Annotated in this window: 12 protein-coding genes; all 12 read left to right on the top strand. The window is 62.3% G+C overall.

The features are described from left to right. Positions 1-56: 56 nt before the first annotated feature. Positions 57-1,409 carry an MFS transporter gene (locus tag AC07OK_RS00610; RefSeq protein ID WP_494688476.1) on the top strand — a complete coding sequence of 451 codons (1,353 nt, stop codon included), beginning with the start codon at positions 57-59 and terminating at the stop codon, positions 1,407-1,409. A 19-nt stretch (positions 1,410-1,428) separates the two neighbouring features. Then, positions 1,429-2,376 (top strand): glycoside hydrolase family 43 protein, encoded by a 948-nt coding sequence (locus AC07OK_RS00605; RefSeq protein WP_494688475.1) that lies wholly within the window; start codon positions 1,429-1,431, stop codon positions 2,374-2,376. A gap of 76 nt (positions 2,377-2,452) precedes the next feature. Next, positions 2,453-3,502, top strand: a complete 1,050-nt coding sequence (locus AC07OK_RS00600) for an aldose epimerase family protein (RefSeq protein ID WP_494688474.1) — start codon at positions 2,453-2,455, stop codon at positions 3,500-3,502. A 128-nt stretch (positions 3,503-3,630) separates the two neighbouring features. After that, entirely contained in the window at positions 3,631-5,373 is a 1,743-nt protein-coding gene (locus AC07OK_RS00595; protein WP_494688473.1) for an IlvD/Edd family dehydratase, read from the top strand. 18 nt (positions 5,374-5,391) lie between these two features. Further along, positions 5,392-6,384: an AraD1 family protein gene (gene araD1 / locus AC07OK_RS00590; protein ID WP_494688472.1), complete on the top strand. Its 993-nt coding sequence runs from the start codon at positions 5,392-5,394 to the stop codon at positions 6,382-6,384. Next, complete coding sequence (locus AC07OK_RS00585; protein WP_494688471.1) at positions 6,381-7,949, top strand: aldehyde dehydrogenase (NADP(+)); 1,569 nt, start codon at positions 6,381-6,383, stop codon at positions 7,947-7,949. Before araD1 ends, AC07OK_RS00585 begins: the two co-directional genes overlap by 4 nt. Positions 7,950-7,971: 22 nt before the next feature. After that, positions 7,972-8,739, top strand: coding sequence for an SDR family NAD(P)-dependent oxidoreductase (locus tag AC07OK_RS00580; protein WP_494688470.1), 768 nt, complete (start codon positions 7,972-7,974; stop codon positions 8,737-8,739). Between the two features lie 166 nt (positions 8,740-8,905). Then, positions 8,906-10,828, top strand: coding sequence for a glycoside hydrolase family 97 protein (locus tag AC07OK_RS00575; protein WP_494688469.1), 1,923 nt, complete (start codon positions 8,906-8,908; stop codon positions 10,826-10,828). Positions 10,829-10,841: 13 nt separating this feature from the next. Beyond that, positions 10,842-12,389 carry an alpha-N-arabinofuranosidase gene (locus tag AC07OK_RS00570; protein ID WP_494688468.1) on the top strand — a complete coding sequence of 516 codons (1,548 nt, stop codon included), beginning with the start codon at positions 10,842-10,844 and terminating at the stop codon, positions 12,387-12,389. Between the two features lie 4 nt (positions 12,390-12,393). After that, positions 12,394-13,950: a glycoside hydrolase family 43 protein gene (locus tag AC07OK_RS00565; RefSeq protein WP_494688467.1), complete on the top strand. Its 1,557-nt coding sequence runs from the start codon at positions 12,394-12,396 to the stop codon at positions 13,948-13,950. Between the two features lies 1 nt (position 13,951). Further along, on the top strand, positions 13,952-14,962 hold the full coding sequence (locus AC07OK_RS00560) for an arabinan endo-1,5-alpha-L-arabinosidase (RefSeq protein WP_494688466.1): 1,011 nt from the start codon (positions 13,952-13,954) through the stop codon (positions 14,960-14,962). Beyond that, the gene (locus tag AC07OK_RS00555) at positions 14,959-17,331 is read left to right on the top strand and encodes a beta-L-arabinofuranosidase domain-containing protein (protein ID WP_494688465.1); all 2,373 of its coding nucleotides are present in this window, start codon (positions 14,959-14,961) and stop codon (positions 17,329-17,331) included. Before AC07OK_RS00560 ends, AC07OK_RS00555 begins: the two co-directional genes overlap by 4 nt. Positions 17,332-17,387: the final 56 nt, after the last annotated feature.

Here is a 17,387-nt window from a genome sequence, read left to right as displayed (position 1 = left end):
TGTTTTGTTGACGTCGTCCCCGCGCAGGCGGGGACGACAACCTGTTGGAGTATCTGATGTCGAATCAAAAATTATCGCTGCTGGAAAAGGTGGGCTTTGGCGCTGGCGACATGGCGCTGAACGTGGTGATTTCGTCGATGATGTTGATTATCACCTTCTTCTACACCGATATCTACGGCCTGAAGACGGTCGACCTGGCGATGATGTTCGGCGTGGTGAAGTTCGTCGGCGCGATGGCCGACCTGACCATGGGCCAGATCACCGACCGCTTTACCAGCCGCTGGGGGCGCTATCGTCCGTGGCTGCTGCTGTTGGCCGTGCCGTATGGCCTCAGCGTGTTCTTCGTGTTCACCACGCCGGACTGGGGCTATGGCGCCAAGCTGGTTTGGGCCTATTCCACCTACATCATCATGACCGTCATGACGGCGGGCGTGGGCATTCCCTACATCTCGCTGCCCAGCGCCTTGTCCAAGAATCCGCAGGAGACCTTGTCCGCCAACGGTTACCGCCTGTTCTTCGCCAAGATCGGCGCCTTCATGGTGACGGTGATCGTGCCGCTGCTGTCGGAGCGCTGGGGCGATGGCAACGCGGCCGCCGGCTACCAGTTCGCCATGGCCGTGATGGCCGGCATGGGCGTGCTGCTGTTCCTGTTCTGCTTCTTCACCACCAAGGAGCGCGTGCAGCATGTGGTGCAGCGCCAGTCGCTGTGGGAGCAGGTCAAGGTGCTGGTGAAGAACGACCAGTGGCTGATCCTGTGCGGCGTTTGCGTGACCGGCACCATCGGCTATGTGGTGCGCGGCTCGGTCGCCATCTACTACGCAAAATACTACCTCGGCGCCGACGGCCCGACCATCTCGGCCTTCCTGTCCACCGGTGTGGTGGCCGCCATCCTGTCGATGATCGCCTCGACCTGGATCACCAAGTTCTATTGCAAGGTCAAGCTGTTCCGCTGGACGCAGATCGGCGTGGGCATGATCAGCGCCGCGATGTACTTCTTCGTCGGGCCGGGCGACACCATGCTGGCGTTTGTGCTGTACTTCCTGCTGTCGTTCGTGGTGGACCTGCATGCGCCGGTGTTCTGGTCGTCCATCGCCGAGACCATCGACTACGGCGTGGTCAAGACCGGCAAGCGGGTATCGGGCTTCGCGTTCGGCGGCATCTCGGTCTGCCAGAAGGCGGGCATGGGCGTCGCCGGCATCCTGGTCGGCAAGCTGCTGACGCATTTCGCGTATGTGCCCAACGTCGAGCAGAGCGCCTACGCGCTGCACGGCATCGTCTTGATGATGACGCTGATACCGGGCTTCTTCCACACCGTCATGGGGCTTTTGATGTTCAAGTATCGTATCAACGACGAGTACTACACCGAGGTCAAGACGGCGATGGGAGTCAAAGGCTATGTGGCAGTCTAATTTTTTGGAAATCGAAGCAATGGAAGATGTACTCACTCCGCTGATCGAGCAGCGCGCCGATCCTTTTATCATTCGTCACAGCGACGGCTACTACTATTTCACCGCCTCGGTGCCGCAGTACGACCGCATCGAGCTGCGTCGCGCGAAGACCATCGCCGGCCTGGTGGATGCGGAGAAGGTCGATGTCTGGCACAAGCCCGACACGGGTCCGTACAGCGAACTGGTTTGGGCGCCGGAGCTGCATTTCAACGATGGCGCCTGGTACGTCTACTTCGCCGCCGCGCCCAGCCGCGAGATCAAACACAAGCTGTTCCAGCACCGCATGTACGCGATCCGCAACGCCAATCCCAATCCCTTGGAAGGCGAGTGGGAGTTCATGGGCCAGGTCGACACCGGCATCGACACCTTCTGCCTGGACGCCACCACCTTCAGCCACAAGGGCCAGCTGTACTACCTGTGGGCGCAGAAGGATGTCGCCATCGAGGGCAATTCCAACCTGTACATCGCGCCGATGAAGACGCCGTGGCAGCTGGGCGGCCCGCCGGTCATGCTGAGCAAGCCGGAATTCAACTGGGAGATACGCGGCTTCTGGGTCAACGAAGGGCCGTCGGTGCTGAAGAAGAACGGCAAGATCTTCATCAGCTACTCGGCCAGCGCCACCGACGAGAACTACGCCATGGGCCTGTTGTGGGCGGACGAAAATGCCGACCTGCTGGACCCGGCCTCGTGGACCAAGCTACCGCAGCCGGTGCTGCAAACCTGCTACGAGCATGGCGTGTACGGACCGGGACACAACAGCTTCACCATCGGCGATGATGGCGAGACCGTCATGTTGGTTTATCATGCACGCACCTATACCGAGATTATCGGCGATCCGCTGTGGAATCCGGACCGGCACACCTATGTCAAACCACTGAAGTGGGACGGGCAGGGCATGCCGGTATTCGGAAAGCCCTCTATCGCCTGAGCGAGACTGCATCAATCATTGCGGCGGCCGAGAAGGTTTATTCCTCTCGGCCGCCTTGCCATTAGAAAGCGCCACCATGTCCCAGCCTACCATCACCACATCCGCCTTCGGCCCCGAAGCCACGCTGTACACCCTGACCAACGCCAACGGCATGATCGTCAAGATCAGCGACCTTGGCGGCGTGATCACCGAAATCCACGTGCCTGACCGCGACGGCCAACTGGCCGACGTCTGCCTCGGCTTCGACGACGCCGCCGCCTACCTGGGCGAATCGCACTACCTCGGCGCGCTGATCGGCCGCTACGGCAACCGCATCGCCAACGGCCGCTTCACGCTGGATGGCGTAACCCATGAGCTGAACGTGAACAACGGTGTAAACCATTTACACGGAGGCCTGGACGGCTTCCACCGCCGCATGTGGGAAGCCGAAACCTTCGCCACGCCCAAATCGGCAGGCCTGATCCTGAGCTACCTGAGCGCCGACGGCGAACAAGGCTACCCAGGCAACCTGGAAGTTACGGCGATCTACGAACTGCGCAACAATAACGAATTGCGTATCGCTTTCCACGCAATCACCGATAAAGCGACGCCGGTCAACCTGACCAACCACGCCTACTTCAATCTGGCCGGCAAGGGCGACATCCTGTCCCACGAACTGACCATCGCCGCCGACGCCTACACCCCGGTCGACAGCGGCCTGATACCCACCGGCGAACTGCCGGCGGTGGCCGGCACGCCGTTCGACTTCCGCACGCCGCACGCGATCGGCGCCCGCATCAACCAGGACGACGAGCAGCTGCGCCACGGCGCCGGCTACGACCACAACTTCGTGCTGAACAAATCCGCGCCCGGCGCGCTGGAACTGGCCGCCCGCGTGCGCGATCCGTCCTCCGGCCGCGTGCTGGAAGTGCTGACCCAGGAGCCTGGCGTGCAGTTCTACAGCGGGAACTTCCTGCACGACGGCATGGGTGGAAAAGGGCGCATCTACAGCCATCGCAGCGGCTTTTGCCTCGAACCGCAGCACTATCCCGACTCGCCCAACCGTCCTGAATTCCCGTCGACGATACTGCGCCCTGGCGAGGAGTACACCAGCGTCATGGGCTACCGCTTCGCCGTCGAGGACTGATACCGATTCGGGTATCAAAGTCGAATAATAATTTATTGGAAAGATATCTCAACTCAACTTAGTATGGCTTATCGATGCGGGGGCATGACATCCACGCCCCCGTACAGGAACATACTGAGGAGATATGCATGTCCGAGAACGACAAAAAGGTGAAGCTGCGCTCCGCCGAGTGGTTTGGTACCCAAGACAAGAACGGCTTTATGTATCGCAGCTGGATGAAGAATCAGGGCATCCCTGACCACGAATTCCAGGGCAAACCTATCATCGGCATCTGCAACACGTGGTCGGAACTGACCCCTTGCAATGCCCACTTCCGCAAGCTGGCGGAGCACGTCAAGCGCGGCATTCTCGAAGCGGGTGGCTTCCCGGTTGAATTCCCGGTGTTCTCCAACGGCGAATCGAACCTGCGTCCCACCGCCATGCTGACCCGTAACCTGGCCAGCATGGACGTCGAAGAATCGATCCGTGGCAATCCGATGGACGGCGTGGTGCTGCTGGTCGGCTGCGACAAGACCACGCCGGCGCTGCTGATGGGCGCCGCCTCGGTCGACATTCCAACTATCGTCGTCAGCGGCGGCCCTATGCTGAACGGTAAGCTGAACGGCAAGAACATCGGCTCCGGCACCGCCGTATGGCAGCTGCACGAGCAGGTCAAGGCCGGCGAAATCACCATGCACGAATTCATGTCGGCGGAATCGGGCCACTCCCGTTCCGCAGGCACCTGCAACACCATGGGCACCGCGTCAACGATGGCCTGCATGGCCGAAGCGCTGGGCACCACGCTGCCACACAACGCCGCCATTCCCGCCGTCGATTCGCGCCGCTACATTCTGGCCCATATGTCGGGCATCCGCGCCGTCGAGATGGTGAAGGAAGGCCTGACCCTGTCGAAGATCCTCAAGCGCGAGAACTTCGAAAACGCGATCCGCGTCAACGCCGCCATCGGCGGTTCCACCAACGCCGTGATCCACCTGAAGGCCATTGCCGGCCGCATCGGCGTCGACCTGGAGCTGGAAGACTGGACCCGCGTCGGCCGCGGCACGCCGACCATCGTCGACCTGCTGCCGTCGGGCCGCTTCCTGATGGAGGAGTTCTACTACGCCGGCGGCCTGCCGGGCGCGATCCGCCGCATGGGTGATGGCGGCCTTTTGCCGCATCCGGATGCGCTGACCGTCAACGGCAAATCGCTGTGGGAAAACTGCAAGGAAGCGCCCATCTACGACGACGAAGTGATACGTCCGCTGGACAAGCCGCTGCTGAAGGATGGCGGCATCTGCATCCTGCGCGGCAACCTGGCGCCGCGTGGAGCGGTACTGAAACCATCGGCCGCCACGCCGGAACTGATGCAGCATCGCGGCCGCGCCGTGGTGTTCGAGGACTTTGAACACTACAAGAGCCGCATCGTCGATCCGGAGCTGGAGGTCGATGCCAACTCGGTGCTGGTGATGAAGAACTGCGGACCGAAAGGCTATCCGGGCATGGCCGAAGTAGGGAATATGGGCCTGCCGCCGAAACTGCTGGCGGCCGGTGTCAAGGATATGGTCCGGATCTCGGATGCGCGCATGAGCGGCACCGCCTACGGCACCGTGGTGCTGCACGTCGCGCCGGAAGCGATGGCCGGCGGCCCGCTGGGCATCGTCAAGGATGGCGACTGGATCACGCTCGATTGCGCAGGCGGTTTGCTGAACCTGGAGATATCGGATGCGGAGATGGCGGAGCGCCAGGCCGTGCGCGTCGCCGGCTCGGCGCCCGGTCCCAAGACCGGCTACCAGAAGCTCTACATCGATCATGTGCTGCAAGCCGACGAAGGCTGCGATTTCGACTTCCTGGTCGGGAACCGCGGATCGGCCGTGCCGCGCCACTCGCACTAATCAATATTCGGAGACACCATGCTACTCGTGCAATTCAAGAACGAACAAGGCGCGCGCCAGATCGGCGTGCTGGAACAGAACACCATCCGCGTCATCGAAGGCTACGACACGACCTACGCGCTGGCGCAAGCCGCGATTCGCCAGTCGATCGGCCTGGCCGACCTGGCGGTGAAAGCCGCCGGCTCCACGTCGCTGTCGTTCGACACCATCGCCGCGTCGGGCCGCCTGCTGCAGCCGCTGGACCACAGCGACGACGCCCATTGCTACGTCACAGGCACCGGCCTGACCCACCTGGGCAGCGCCGACACCCGCGACGCCATGCACAAGAAAATCGGCGGCGACGTCGAATCACTGAGCGACTCCATGAAGATGTTCCGCATGGGCGTAGAAGGCGGCAAGCCCGCCGAAGGCGAAGCGGGCGTGCAGCCGGAATGGTTCTACAAGGGCGACGGCTCCATCGTCGCCGCTAGCGGCCAGGCCTTGAGCATGCCGGACTTCGCGCTCGATGGCGGCGAAGAGCCTGAAGTGGCGGGCCTGTACGTGATCGGCGATGACGGCCAGCCATACCGCGTCGGCTACGCCATCGGCAACGAGTTTTCGGACCACGTGACCGAACGCCAGAACTACCTGTACCTGGCACACTCCAAGCTGCGCGCCTGTGGCCTCGGCCCGGCGCTGCTGGTCGGCGAAGCGCCTGCGCACATCGAAGGCACCTCGCGCATCTACGACGTGGAAGGCAAGGTCCGTTGGGAGAAGGCTTTCTTCAGCGGTGAGCAGAACATGTCGCACACCATCGGCAACCTGGAACACCACCACTTCAAGTACCCGCTGTTCAAGCGTCCAGGCGATGTGCATATCCACTTCTTCGGTACGGCGACGCTGAGCGTGGCCGACAACATCGTCGTCAAACCCGGCGAGACCTTTGAAATCGAAGCGCCGCAATTCGGCCCGGCCTTGCGCAACAAGCTGACCGTGTACAAAACCGAAATCGCGAAAGTGAAAGCGTTATGATCATTACTGGTGAAGCACTGATAGGCGGCGTCGCCGTCAAGGGCACGGGCGCTGCTATCCGTGGCTACAATCCGACACTGCAAGCGCCGATGGAGCCTGAATTCCATACTGTCGATTTCGAGCAGATCGACCAGGCCTGCCGTTTGGCCGACGCCGCGTTCGACACCTTCCGCGCGCTGAGCGACGAGCAGCGCGCCGTTTTCCTCGAAACCATCGGGGAGCAGATCATGGCGCTGGGCGATGTGCTAGTGGAGCGCGTGATGGCCGAAAGCGGCCTGCCGCGCCCGCGCATCGAGGGTGAACGTGGCCGCACCGTCGGCCAGTTGAAACTGTTTGCCAACCTGCTGCGCGAAGGCTCCTGGAACGACGTCCGCATCGACAAGGCGCTGCCGGAACGGGTGCCGCCGCGTCCCGACCTGCGGATGCGCATGATCGGCCTCGGTCCCGTCGCCGTCTTCGCGGCCAGTAACTTCCCCTTGGCTTTTTCTGTCGCTGGTGGCGACACCGCTTCGGCACTGGCGGCTGGCTGCCCGGTCGTGTTGAAGGCACACTCCGCGCACCCCGGCACTTCCGAGTTGGTGGGGCGCGCCGTGGTCAAGGCGGTGGAGCTTTGCGGCCTGCCTGCCGGCGTGTTCTCGCTGTTGACCGGCAGCGGCAACGGCATTGGCCAGGAGCTGGTGCGTCATCCGGCCATCAAGGCGGTCGGCTTCACCGGCTCGCGCAGCGGCGGCATGGCATTGATGGCGGTTGCGGCTGCACGTCCGGTGCCGATTCCCGTGTATGCGGAAATGAGTTCGATCAATCCAGTGTTCCTGATGCCGCGCGCACTGGCTGCGCGCGCCGAGGAAATCGCCGCCGGTTTCGCCGGTTCGCTGGTGCTGGGCGTGGGGCAGATGTGCACCAATCCCGGATTGGTGATCGGCGTCGGCGGCCCGGACCTGGACCGCTTTGCCAACGCCGCCGCGCAAGCGCTGGCAGGTGGCGCGGCATGCGCGATGCTGTCGCCCGGTATCGCCGGAAGCTTCCAGCGCGGGATCGCGCAACTGGCGGAACATGCGGACGTGAAGACGCTGGCGCTGGCGCCGCAAGCGGAAGGCAAGGGCGCGCCTGCGCTGTTCGTCACCAGTGGCGCGGCCTTCCTGTCGCAGCACGCCTTATCGGAAGAAGTATTCGGCCCGGCCTCGCTGGTGGTCGCCTGCAAGGATATCGCGGAGCTGCATCAAGTCGCCGAAAGCCTGGAGGGCCAGCTGACCGCCACTCTGCAACTGGACGATGGCGACCTGGATCTGGCGCACGCCTTGCTGCCGGTACTGGAGCGCAAGGCCGGCCGCATCCTGGCCAACGGCTTCCCGACCGGCGTGGAAGTGTGCAGCGCGATGGTGCACGGCGGCCCGTTCCCGTCGACCTCCGATGGCCGCAGCACGTCCGTCGGTACGGGCGCCATCGTGCGCTTCCTGCGTCCGGTGTCGTACCAGAACCTGTCGCAGGCCTTGCTGCCCGAGGTATTGCGCGACAACGGCGCCACAACCTGGCGTCGCCGCGAGGGCGAGCTGACGCGCGGCTGATAACAATAAAAACGGAGACTTTATGACCCAACTGGCCAAATTTGGCAGCTTGCGCGGCAAGCGCGTATTCATTACGGGTGGTGGCACAGGGATCGGCGAGGCGATGGTGATTTCCTTCGCCGAGCAGGGGGCGCAAGTGGCGTTTGTCGATATAGCGCGCGATGCCAGCCTGGCCTTGATCCGGCGGGTGAAGGAAGCCGGCTATCCCGAGCCGCTGTTCCGCCAGTGCGACATCACCGACATCCCGACGCTGCAAAGCACGATGGCGGAGATGGCGGCCAACGTCGGCGACTTCGACATCCTGGTCAACAACGCCGCCAACGATCAGCGTCACGAGACGTCCGAAGTGACGGTGGATTACTGGAACGAGCGCATCGCCATCAACCAGCGCCCGATGTTCTTCACCTGCCAGGCGGTCCTGGAAGGCATGAAGAAGAAGGGCGCCGGCTCGATCATCAACGTCGGTTCGATCTCATGGCACGTCAAGAACGCCGGCTATGCGGTATATGCCACCTCCAAAGCGGCGGTACACGGCTTGACACGCGGTTTGGCGCGCGAGTTTGGCGCGCACGGCATCCGCGTCAACACCGTCACGCCGGGCTGGGTGATGACCCAGCGCCAGATCGACCTGTGGCTGGACGACGCGGGCGAGCAAGACATCAAGCGTAACCAGTGCATGCCGACCAAGCTGCTGCCGCAGCACGTCGCATCGATGGTGCTGTTCCTCGCCGCCGAAGACGGCGCGATGTGCACCGCCCAGGAGTTCATCGTCGACGCCGGCTGGGTATAAAAACAACGGGGGTCAAGTCTGACATTCGGACACGGGCTCTGCCGTATGGCCGATTACGGTAGAGGCCGTGTCCGAATGTCAGACTTGACCCCCTCCATAAGTTTTGCCCCGGAGACAACCGTCCTATGAGGCGGCGGGGATACATAACCATAAAAAAGGTAGGAACATGGCAAAGACATGTTTAGTCGCGCTGGCGCTCACCGCCAGTGCAATGACGGCAGCCGCGGCGCCGCCTGTGCTGACCAGTCCCGATCATCACATCAGCGTCAAGCTGCAAGCCACTGCCGGCGGTGGGTTGGCATATTCGATTTCCCGCGATGGCAAGCCGGTGCTGCTGGCTTCCGAACTTGGCTTGCAATTGCAGGGCGCAGACCTGGCGAGCGGGTTGACGTTGACGGCTACTTCCAAGGCCCACGTCGTCAGCGACCAGTACCAGATGGCTGTCGGTAAGAGGAGCAGCATCAGTTACCACGCCAACGAGCAGACCTACACCGTGCGCAACGCGCAGCAGCAGACGATGGACATCGTGTTCCGCGTGTCAAACGATGGCGTGGCTTTCCGCTACGTCGTTGCCGAGCCTTCGCTGCCGCACAAAAAACTGATCCAGGAGCGCACTACCTTCGCCTTGCCGCCTGCGTCCAAGGCATGGCTGCAACCGATCGCCGTCGCGCAAACCGGCTGGGGCAGGACCAATCCATCCTACGAAGAGCACTACCAGATGGACATCCCGGTCGGCATAGCATCGCCATCGCCGGCGGGTTGGGTGTTCCCTGCACTGTTCAAGAGCGGCGACAACTGGGTAGCGATCTCCGAGGCTGGCATGGACGGCAGCTTCCAGGCCTCGCGCCTGGCGCCGGAATCCGCTGGCGGGAAATACAGTATCGGCAATCCGATGGCCGCCGAAATCTATCCGGGCGGCGGCCTGCTGGCCGAAGTCGATGGCACGATGACGTCGCCATGGCGCCTGCTGGCACTGGGCTCCCTGAAGACTGTGACCAACTCCACGCTCGGCACCGACGTGGCCGCGCCGGCCATCGCCTTCGACAAACAACTGGTCAAGCCAGGTCACGCTTCGTGGAGCTGGGCATTGATGAAGGACGACGCCACGGTCTACGAGGTGCAGAAGAAGTTCATCGACTACGCCGCCGACATGCATTGGGACTACACCCTGATCGACGCCGACTGGGACCGCAAGATCGGCTACGACAAGATCAAGGAACTGGTCGACTACGCGGCGACCAAGCAGGTCGGCATTCTGCTGTGGTACAACTCGTCCGGCCCGTGGAACGCAACCGAGTACTCGCCCAAAAGCCAGCTGCTGACGCATGAACAGCGCGTGGCCGAGTTCAAGCGCCTGCACGACATGGGCGTCAAAGGCGTGAAGATCGACTTCTTCAACGGCGACGCGCAATCGATGATCGCCTACTACGTCAGCATCCTGCGCGACGCCGCCGATGCCGGCCTGCTGGTCAACTTCCACGGCGCCACGCTGCCGCGCGGCTGGACCCGCACTTGGCCGAACCTGATGACGATGGAAGCAGTTCGCGGCATGGAGTTCACCACCTTCGAGCAAACCGACGAGGACAAGATGCCGACCCACGCGGCCATGCTGCCGTTCGCCCGCAACCTGTTCGATCCAATGGACTTCACGCCGATGGTCTTCGGCGATATCCCGAAAATCAAGCGTACCTCCAGCAATGGCTTCGAGCTGGCCACGTCGGTGCTCTACATCTCCGGCATCCAGCACTTCGCCGAGATCCCTGAAGGCATGGCCACGGTGCCGGCCTACGTCAAATCCTTCCTGCAGGAGCTGCCGCGCAGCTGGGACGACAGCCGCCTGGTAGACGGCTATCCCGGCCAGCACGCCGTCATCGCCCGCCGCTCCGGCGATACCTGGTACATCGCCGGCATCAACGCCACCAGTGCGGACAAGGCCTTGACGCTGGACCTGTCCTTCGTCGGCGCGAAGCATGGCGTCATCATCGGCGACGGCAGCGCCGAACGCGATTTCAGCCAGCGCAACATCGCAGCGGGCAAAAAAGTAGCTGTAACGATCAAGCCGCACGGCGGCTTCGTCATCAAATTATAAACAGGAGATCAGAATGAAATACATTAAACATGGCGTACTTTCCCTTTGCCTGCTGGCTTCCGGCGGCGCCTTCGCGGCCGACGTCGTCGGCCTGACCATCGACGCCGGCAAGCCGGGCGCCGTCATCAACAAAGATATCTACGGCCAGTTCGCCGAGCATCTGGGCACCGGCATCTACGAAGGCATGTGGGTCGGCCCTAAATCGAAGATCCCGAACACCAAGGGTTGGCGCAATGACGTCGTCGGCGCTTTGAAGGCCATGCACGTGCCGCTGGTGCGCTGGCCGGGCGGCTGCTTCGCCGATGAATACCACTGGAAGGACGGCCTGGGCCCGCGCGAGAAGCGCCCGGTCAAGGTCAACACCAACTGGGGCGGCGTGGCGGAATCCAACGCCGTCGGCACACACGAGTTCTTCGACCTGGTCGACCTGCTGGGCGCCGATGCCTACGTCAACGGCAATCTCGGCACCGGCAGCGCGCAGGAGATGTCGGAATGGGTTGAGTACATGACCTCCGACAGCCAATCTACGCTGGCCAATCTGCGTCGCAAGAATGGCCATGAGAAGCCGTTCAAGGTCGCCTATTTCGCGATCGGAAACGAGGCTTGGGGCTGTGGCGGCAATATGACGCCGGAACACTACGCTGACCTGTACAAGAACGTCGAGACCTTCCTGCGCGCGCCGCAGCAGTACCGTCCGAAGATGATTGCCAGCGGTGGCAACGACAACGACCTGACCTGGTCCGAAGTACTGAGCAAGCAGCTGAAGCGCCAGACCGACGGCATCAGCTTCCACTACTACACCATCCCCACCGGAAAATGGGAAGTGAAGGGCGCCGCCACCGGCTTCCCGGAGATGGAGTGGATGTCCACGCTGTCCAACACGCTGCGCATGGATGACCACATCCGCAAGAACTCCGCCGCGATGGACAAGAGCGATCCGGAGAAAAAACTGGGCCTGTTCGTCGACGAATGGGGCACCTGGTACGACGTGGAAAAGGGCACCAACGCCGGCTTCCTGTTTCAGCAGAACACCCTGCGCGATGCGGTTGTTGCAGCGCTTAACTTCAACATCTTCCATGCCCATGCAGACCGCGTGCGCATGACCAATATCGCGCAGATGGTCAACGTGCTCCAATCGATGATCATCACCGACAAAGACAAGATGGTGCTGACGCCGACCTATCACGCCTTCGAGATGTATGTGCCGTTCCAGGGCGCGACCTCGCTGCCGCTGACGTTGTCGAACAATCCGCAATATGCCTTGGACGGCGCCAGCGTGCCGGAGATCAGCGCATCGGCGGCTCGCGGCACCGATGGCAAGCTGTATCTTGCGCTGGTCAACACCAATCCGGGCCAGGCTGCGGATGTGGCGATCAACGTGCCGGGGCAGGTGATCAAGTCGGTCAAGGGCCGTGTGCTGACCGCCGCCGCGATGGATGCACATAACACCTTCCAGGCGCCGCAGGCGATCAAGCCGGCGCCATACAGCGCTACCGCAGTCGATGGCAAGCTGACGGTGAAGATCCCGGCCAAGGCCGTTGTCGTTGTCGCGGTGGAGTGAGAGCATGAGTGAACACGATATCTCGATCTCGCGCCGCAAGGCGATCGCCGGTGGCGTAGCGCTGCTGCTGGCCGGTTGCGGTGGTGGCGGAGGAAGTAGCAGTCCAGTCACGCCGGCGCCGACGCCGACACCTGCGCCGACTCCGACTCCGACGCCAACGCCAACGCCAACGCCGTCACCGACCACGATCACGTTCGGCGACGCCTCGGTACACGATCCCGCAGTGATTAAGGTAGACGGCACGTATTACGTATTCGGCTCGCACCTGGCCGCCGCCAAATCAACGGATCTGATGAACTGGACCAAGATAGCGGACGGCGTCAACGCCGCCAATCCGCTGTTCAGCAACGTCGTCACCGCGTTGGCGGACACCTTCACCTGGGCGCAGGTGACGGACCTGTGGGCGCCGGACGTGGTCAAACTCGGCGACGGAAAATTCTACTTCTACTACAACGCCTGCAAGGGCGACTCGCCCCGTTCGGCGCTGGGCGTGGCCGTGGCGGACAAGATCGAAGGCCCATACGTCAACAAGCAGATCATGCTCAAATCCGGCATGTGGGGCCAGGTCAGCGAGGACGGCGTCAACGTCTACGATGCGCTGACGATGCCGAACGTGGTCGACCCGAACACCTTCTTCGACAAGGACGGCAAGCTGTGGATGATCTACGGCTCCTACTCGGGCGGTATCTTCATCCTGGCGATGGACCCTGCCACCGGTTTGCAGAAGCCCGGCCAGGGCTACGGCAAGCACCTGATGGGCGGGAACCACAGCCGCATTGAAGGCGCGTATGTGATGTACAGCCCGCAGTCGAAGTACTACTACCTGTTCACGTCCTTCGGTGGACTGGATGCCAACGGCGCCTACAACATGCGCGTGGCGCGCTCGCTGAACCCGGACGGTCCGTATGTGGACGCCAAGGGCAACGACATGGCCAACGTCAAGGCCAATCCGGCGCTGCCTCTGTTCGACGACGCCAGCATCGCGCCGTTCGGCCAGAAAATCATGGGCAACCACCAGTTCGCGCTGGCGGAAGGCGAAACCGGCACGCCGCTGGGCTATGTATCGGCGGGCCATAACTCGGCCTATTACGAGGCGTCGACCGGCCAGTACTTCCTGGTGTTCCATACGCGCTTCCCTGGCACCGGCGAGTTCCATCAGATCCGCGTGCACGAAATGTTCATCAACGAAGACGGTTGGATCGTCGTGTCGCCGTTCCGCTATGCGCCGCTCAGCAAAAACTCGACGGCGTTGTCGGCCGAGGTGACGGCTGCCGATGCCGCCGGTACGTACAAGATGATCAATCACGGCAAGGACATCACGGCGGCGATCAAGGCTTCGCAGAACATCAAGCTGGCGGCCGACGGCACGGTTTCCGGCGCCGCCACCGGTACTTGGAAGCATAATGGCGCCAACAAGATCACGATTTCGCTGGGCGTCACTGGAACCTTCAACGGTGTGCTGTCGCGCCAATGGAATACCAACGCCAGCGCTTTCGTGGTGACGTGGACCGCGCAGTCGGTGGATGGCGTGTCGATCTGGGGCGCGCGCACAGGGAGTTAGGATGAAGTCAGCGATATTTGCAGTGGGCGTGTTGGCGCTGTCGGCTTGCTCGGCCAAGGAAGTCAGCGTCCACGACCCGGTGATGGCGAAGGAAGGCGATACCTGGTACGTGTTCAGCACAGGTCCAGGCATCACCTTCTACAGCTCCAGGAACATGAAGGACTGGACACCGGAGGGCCGCATCTTCAAGGACCAGCCGGTGTGGGCCAAGCGTGCCGCACCAACCTTCGACGGCCATATCTGGGCGCCGGATGTGCACTTCCATAACGGACAATACTATTTGTACTATTCCGTTTCGGGCTTCGGCAAGAACACTTCGGGCATCGGCGTCACGGTCAACAAGACACTCAATCCCCGTTCGCCGGACTATCGCTGGGAAGACAAGGGCATGGTGCTGCAATCCGTGCCGCTGCGCGACGACTGGAACGCCATCGACCCGAACATCGTTGAAGATGGCAAGGGTGGGGCGTGGATGGCGTTCGGCTCCTTCTGGAGTGGACTGAAGCTGGTCAAGCTGAATGCGGATTGGACCGGACTCGCGGAGCCGCAGGAATGGCATGCGCTCGCCAGCCGTTCGCGCGGTCCGTCGGTGGCGGAGAAGTCGGCAGGGCCGGACGAGATCGAGGCGCCATTTGTCTTCAAGAAGGGCGACTACTACTATCTGTTCGCGTCGTTCGGGCTATGCTGCCGCAAGGGAGATAGCACCTACTACGTCGTGGTTGGCCGATCCAAGGATGTCACTGGCCCTTACGTCGACAAGAACGGCGTCGACATGTTGAAAGGCGGCGGCTCCACCGTCATCGCCGGCGACAAGGACTGGAAAGGCCTGGGCCATAACAGCGCCTACACCATCGATGGCAATGACTTTCTGGTGCTGCATGCCTACGAGACGGCGGACAACTACCTGCAAAAGTTGAAGATCATGGAAATGAAGTGGGACGCCAGCGGCTGGCCGATGGTGGATGCGGCGGACCTGAACCGATACCGCAGCAACCAGCTGCCATCGCCATGATGGGGGCGTTGCGCAAGGCGGCGGCGCTGGTCGCCGCTGCGATGCTGTGTGCATCGGCGGCGGCGGCTCCGCTACAGCTATTCCCGGTGGCCGAAGTGCGGCTTGGCGACAGTCCCTTCCTGAAAGCCCAACGGACGGACCTCCACTATCTGCTGCAGATGGAGCCCGACCGTCTGCTGGCGCCATTCCTGCGCGAAGCCGGCCTGCCGCTGAAGCAGCCCAGCTACGGCAACTGGGAGTCGTCGGGTCTGGACGGCCACCTTGGCGGTCACTATCTGTCCGCGCTGGCGCTGATGTACGCGGCCACCGGCGACGAGGAAGTCCTGCGCCGCCTGAACTACTTCGTGGCGGAGCTCAAGCGCTGCCAGGAACGCAACGGCAACGGCTACATCGGTGGTATCCCGGACGGCAGCGCTGCATGGCAGGCCATCGCCAAGGGCGAACTCCATGCCGACAATTTTTCCGTCAACGGCAAGTGGGTCCCGTGGTACAACCTGCACAAGGTGTATGCGGGCCTGCGCGACGCGTACACCTACACCGGTAATGCGGACGCCCGCGCCATGCTGATTGCCATGTCCGACTGGGCGCTGGAATTGACCTCGCACCTGAGCGAGGAGCAGATGCAGTCCATGCTGCGCAGTGAGCATGGTGGCATGAATGAAGTGCTGGCCGACGTCGCCCAGATGACGGGGCAGAAGAAGTATATGGACCTGGCGATCCGCTTCTCCCATCAGGCCATCCTGCGGCCGCTGGAAGAGGGCAAGGACCAGCTCACCGGCCTGCACGCGAATACGCAGATCCCCAAGGTGATAGGTTTCAAGCGCATCGGCGACATCACCGGCCGCCGCGACTGGCAGCAGGCCGCCCAATTCTTCTGGCAGACCGTGCACGATCATCGTACCGTCGCCATCGGCGGCAACAGCGTCAAGGAGCACTTCCACGACGACAAGGACTACTCTTCGATGGTCGATGAAGTTGAAGGCCCGGAGACCTGCAACACCTACAATATGCTCAAGCTCACCGAGCTGCTGTTCCTCGGCGACGCCAAGGGCAGCTACAGCGACTACTACGAGCGCGCGTTGTACAACCATATCCTGTCCTCGCAGCGGCCGGACAGCGGCGGCTTCGTCTACTTCACGCCGATGCGGCCCAATCACTATCGGGTCTACTCGCAGGTGGACAAGGCGATGTGGTGCTGCGTGGGCTCCGGTATCGAGAGCCACGCCAAGTACGGGGAATTCATCTACGCGCATCGCGGCGACCAGCTGTACGTGAACCTCTTCATCCCATCGACGCTGAACTGGCGCGAGCAGGGCGTGACCATTATGCAGGCCAACCGCTTCCCGGACGAAGACCGCAGCACAATTATGGTCAAGGGCGCGGTCAAGGGCAGCAAGGCGTTTACGATGAAAATTCGCTATCCTGAGTGGGTGGCACAGGGCGCCTTGCGCATCACCGTCAACGGTAAGCAGGTGGCCGCCGCTGCGGGGGCGGACCGTTACGTCAGTCTGCAACGTGCATGGCGCGACGGCGACAAAGTCGAGATTCTCCTGCCGATGAAAACCCATCTGGAGCAAATGCCGGACAAGTCCAACTACTACGCGGTGCTGCACGGCCCCATTGTGCTGGCGGCGAAAACCAACCCCTTCGCCGGCGAGAAGCTGAACTTCTTCGCCGACGACTCGCGCATGGGGCATGTGGCGCAGGGGCCGGTCTGTCCGCTCGAATCTGCGCCCATGCTGGTCAGCGACACCAAGGCCTTCATGGATCGTTTCAAGCCGGTGCCCGGCAAGCCGCTGACGTTCACGGCGCCCGGTCTGGTGCAGGGCAAGAACGTCGGCAGCGTGACTTTCATCCCGTTCTTCCGCCTGCACGATTCGCGCTACGTGGTCTATTGGCCGTATTCGACGCCGGCCAACCTGGCGTCCATGCAGTCCAAGGCTGCGCAGGACGAGGCGGCCCGCCTGCTGCTGGATGCAAGGACCATCGACCAGGTGGCGCCGGGCGAGCAGCAGCCGGAGTCCGATCACTTCTTCAAAGGCGAGGGCGCTGATGCAGGTATCAACAAGGGCCAGCACTGGCGGCACGCGAGTGGCTGGTTCAGTTACGACCTGAGCGACAAGAAGGCCGAAGCGAAGACACTCAGGCTGACTTATTCGACTCTGGACGCCGGCCGCCGCTTCGACATCTTCGTCAATGGACAGCTACTGGCCGAGGTGACTTTGGACGCCGCAGCGCCGCAGGAGATCTACACCAGGGACTACGCCATCCCGCCCGCAATGGCGGGTGGCGGCAAACTGGTGGTCAAGTTCGTCGCCCGCAAAGACTCGATGGCGGGCGGTTTGTATGGTTTGCGATTGATGCGTTGATATCAAAATCGGTATCAAACTGGCGGAAAATGTCATTGGATAGATATTCTCGTTTC

The sequence above is a fragment of the Duganella sp. GW821-FHT07G03 genome, from assembly GCF_059418605.1.
Note: the sequence above shows the minus strand (reverse complement) of the source record. Positions and strands in the feature narration are given on the sequence as shown.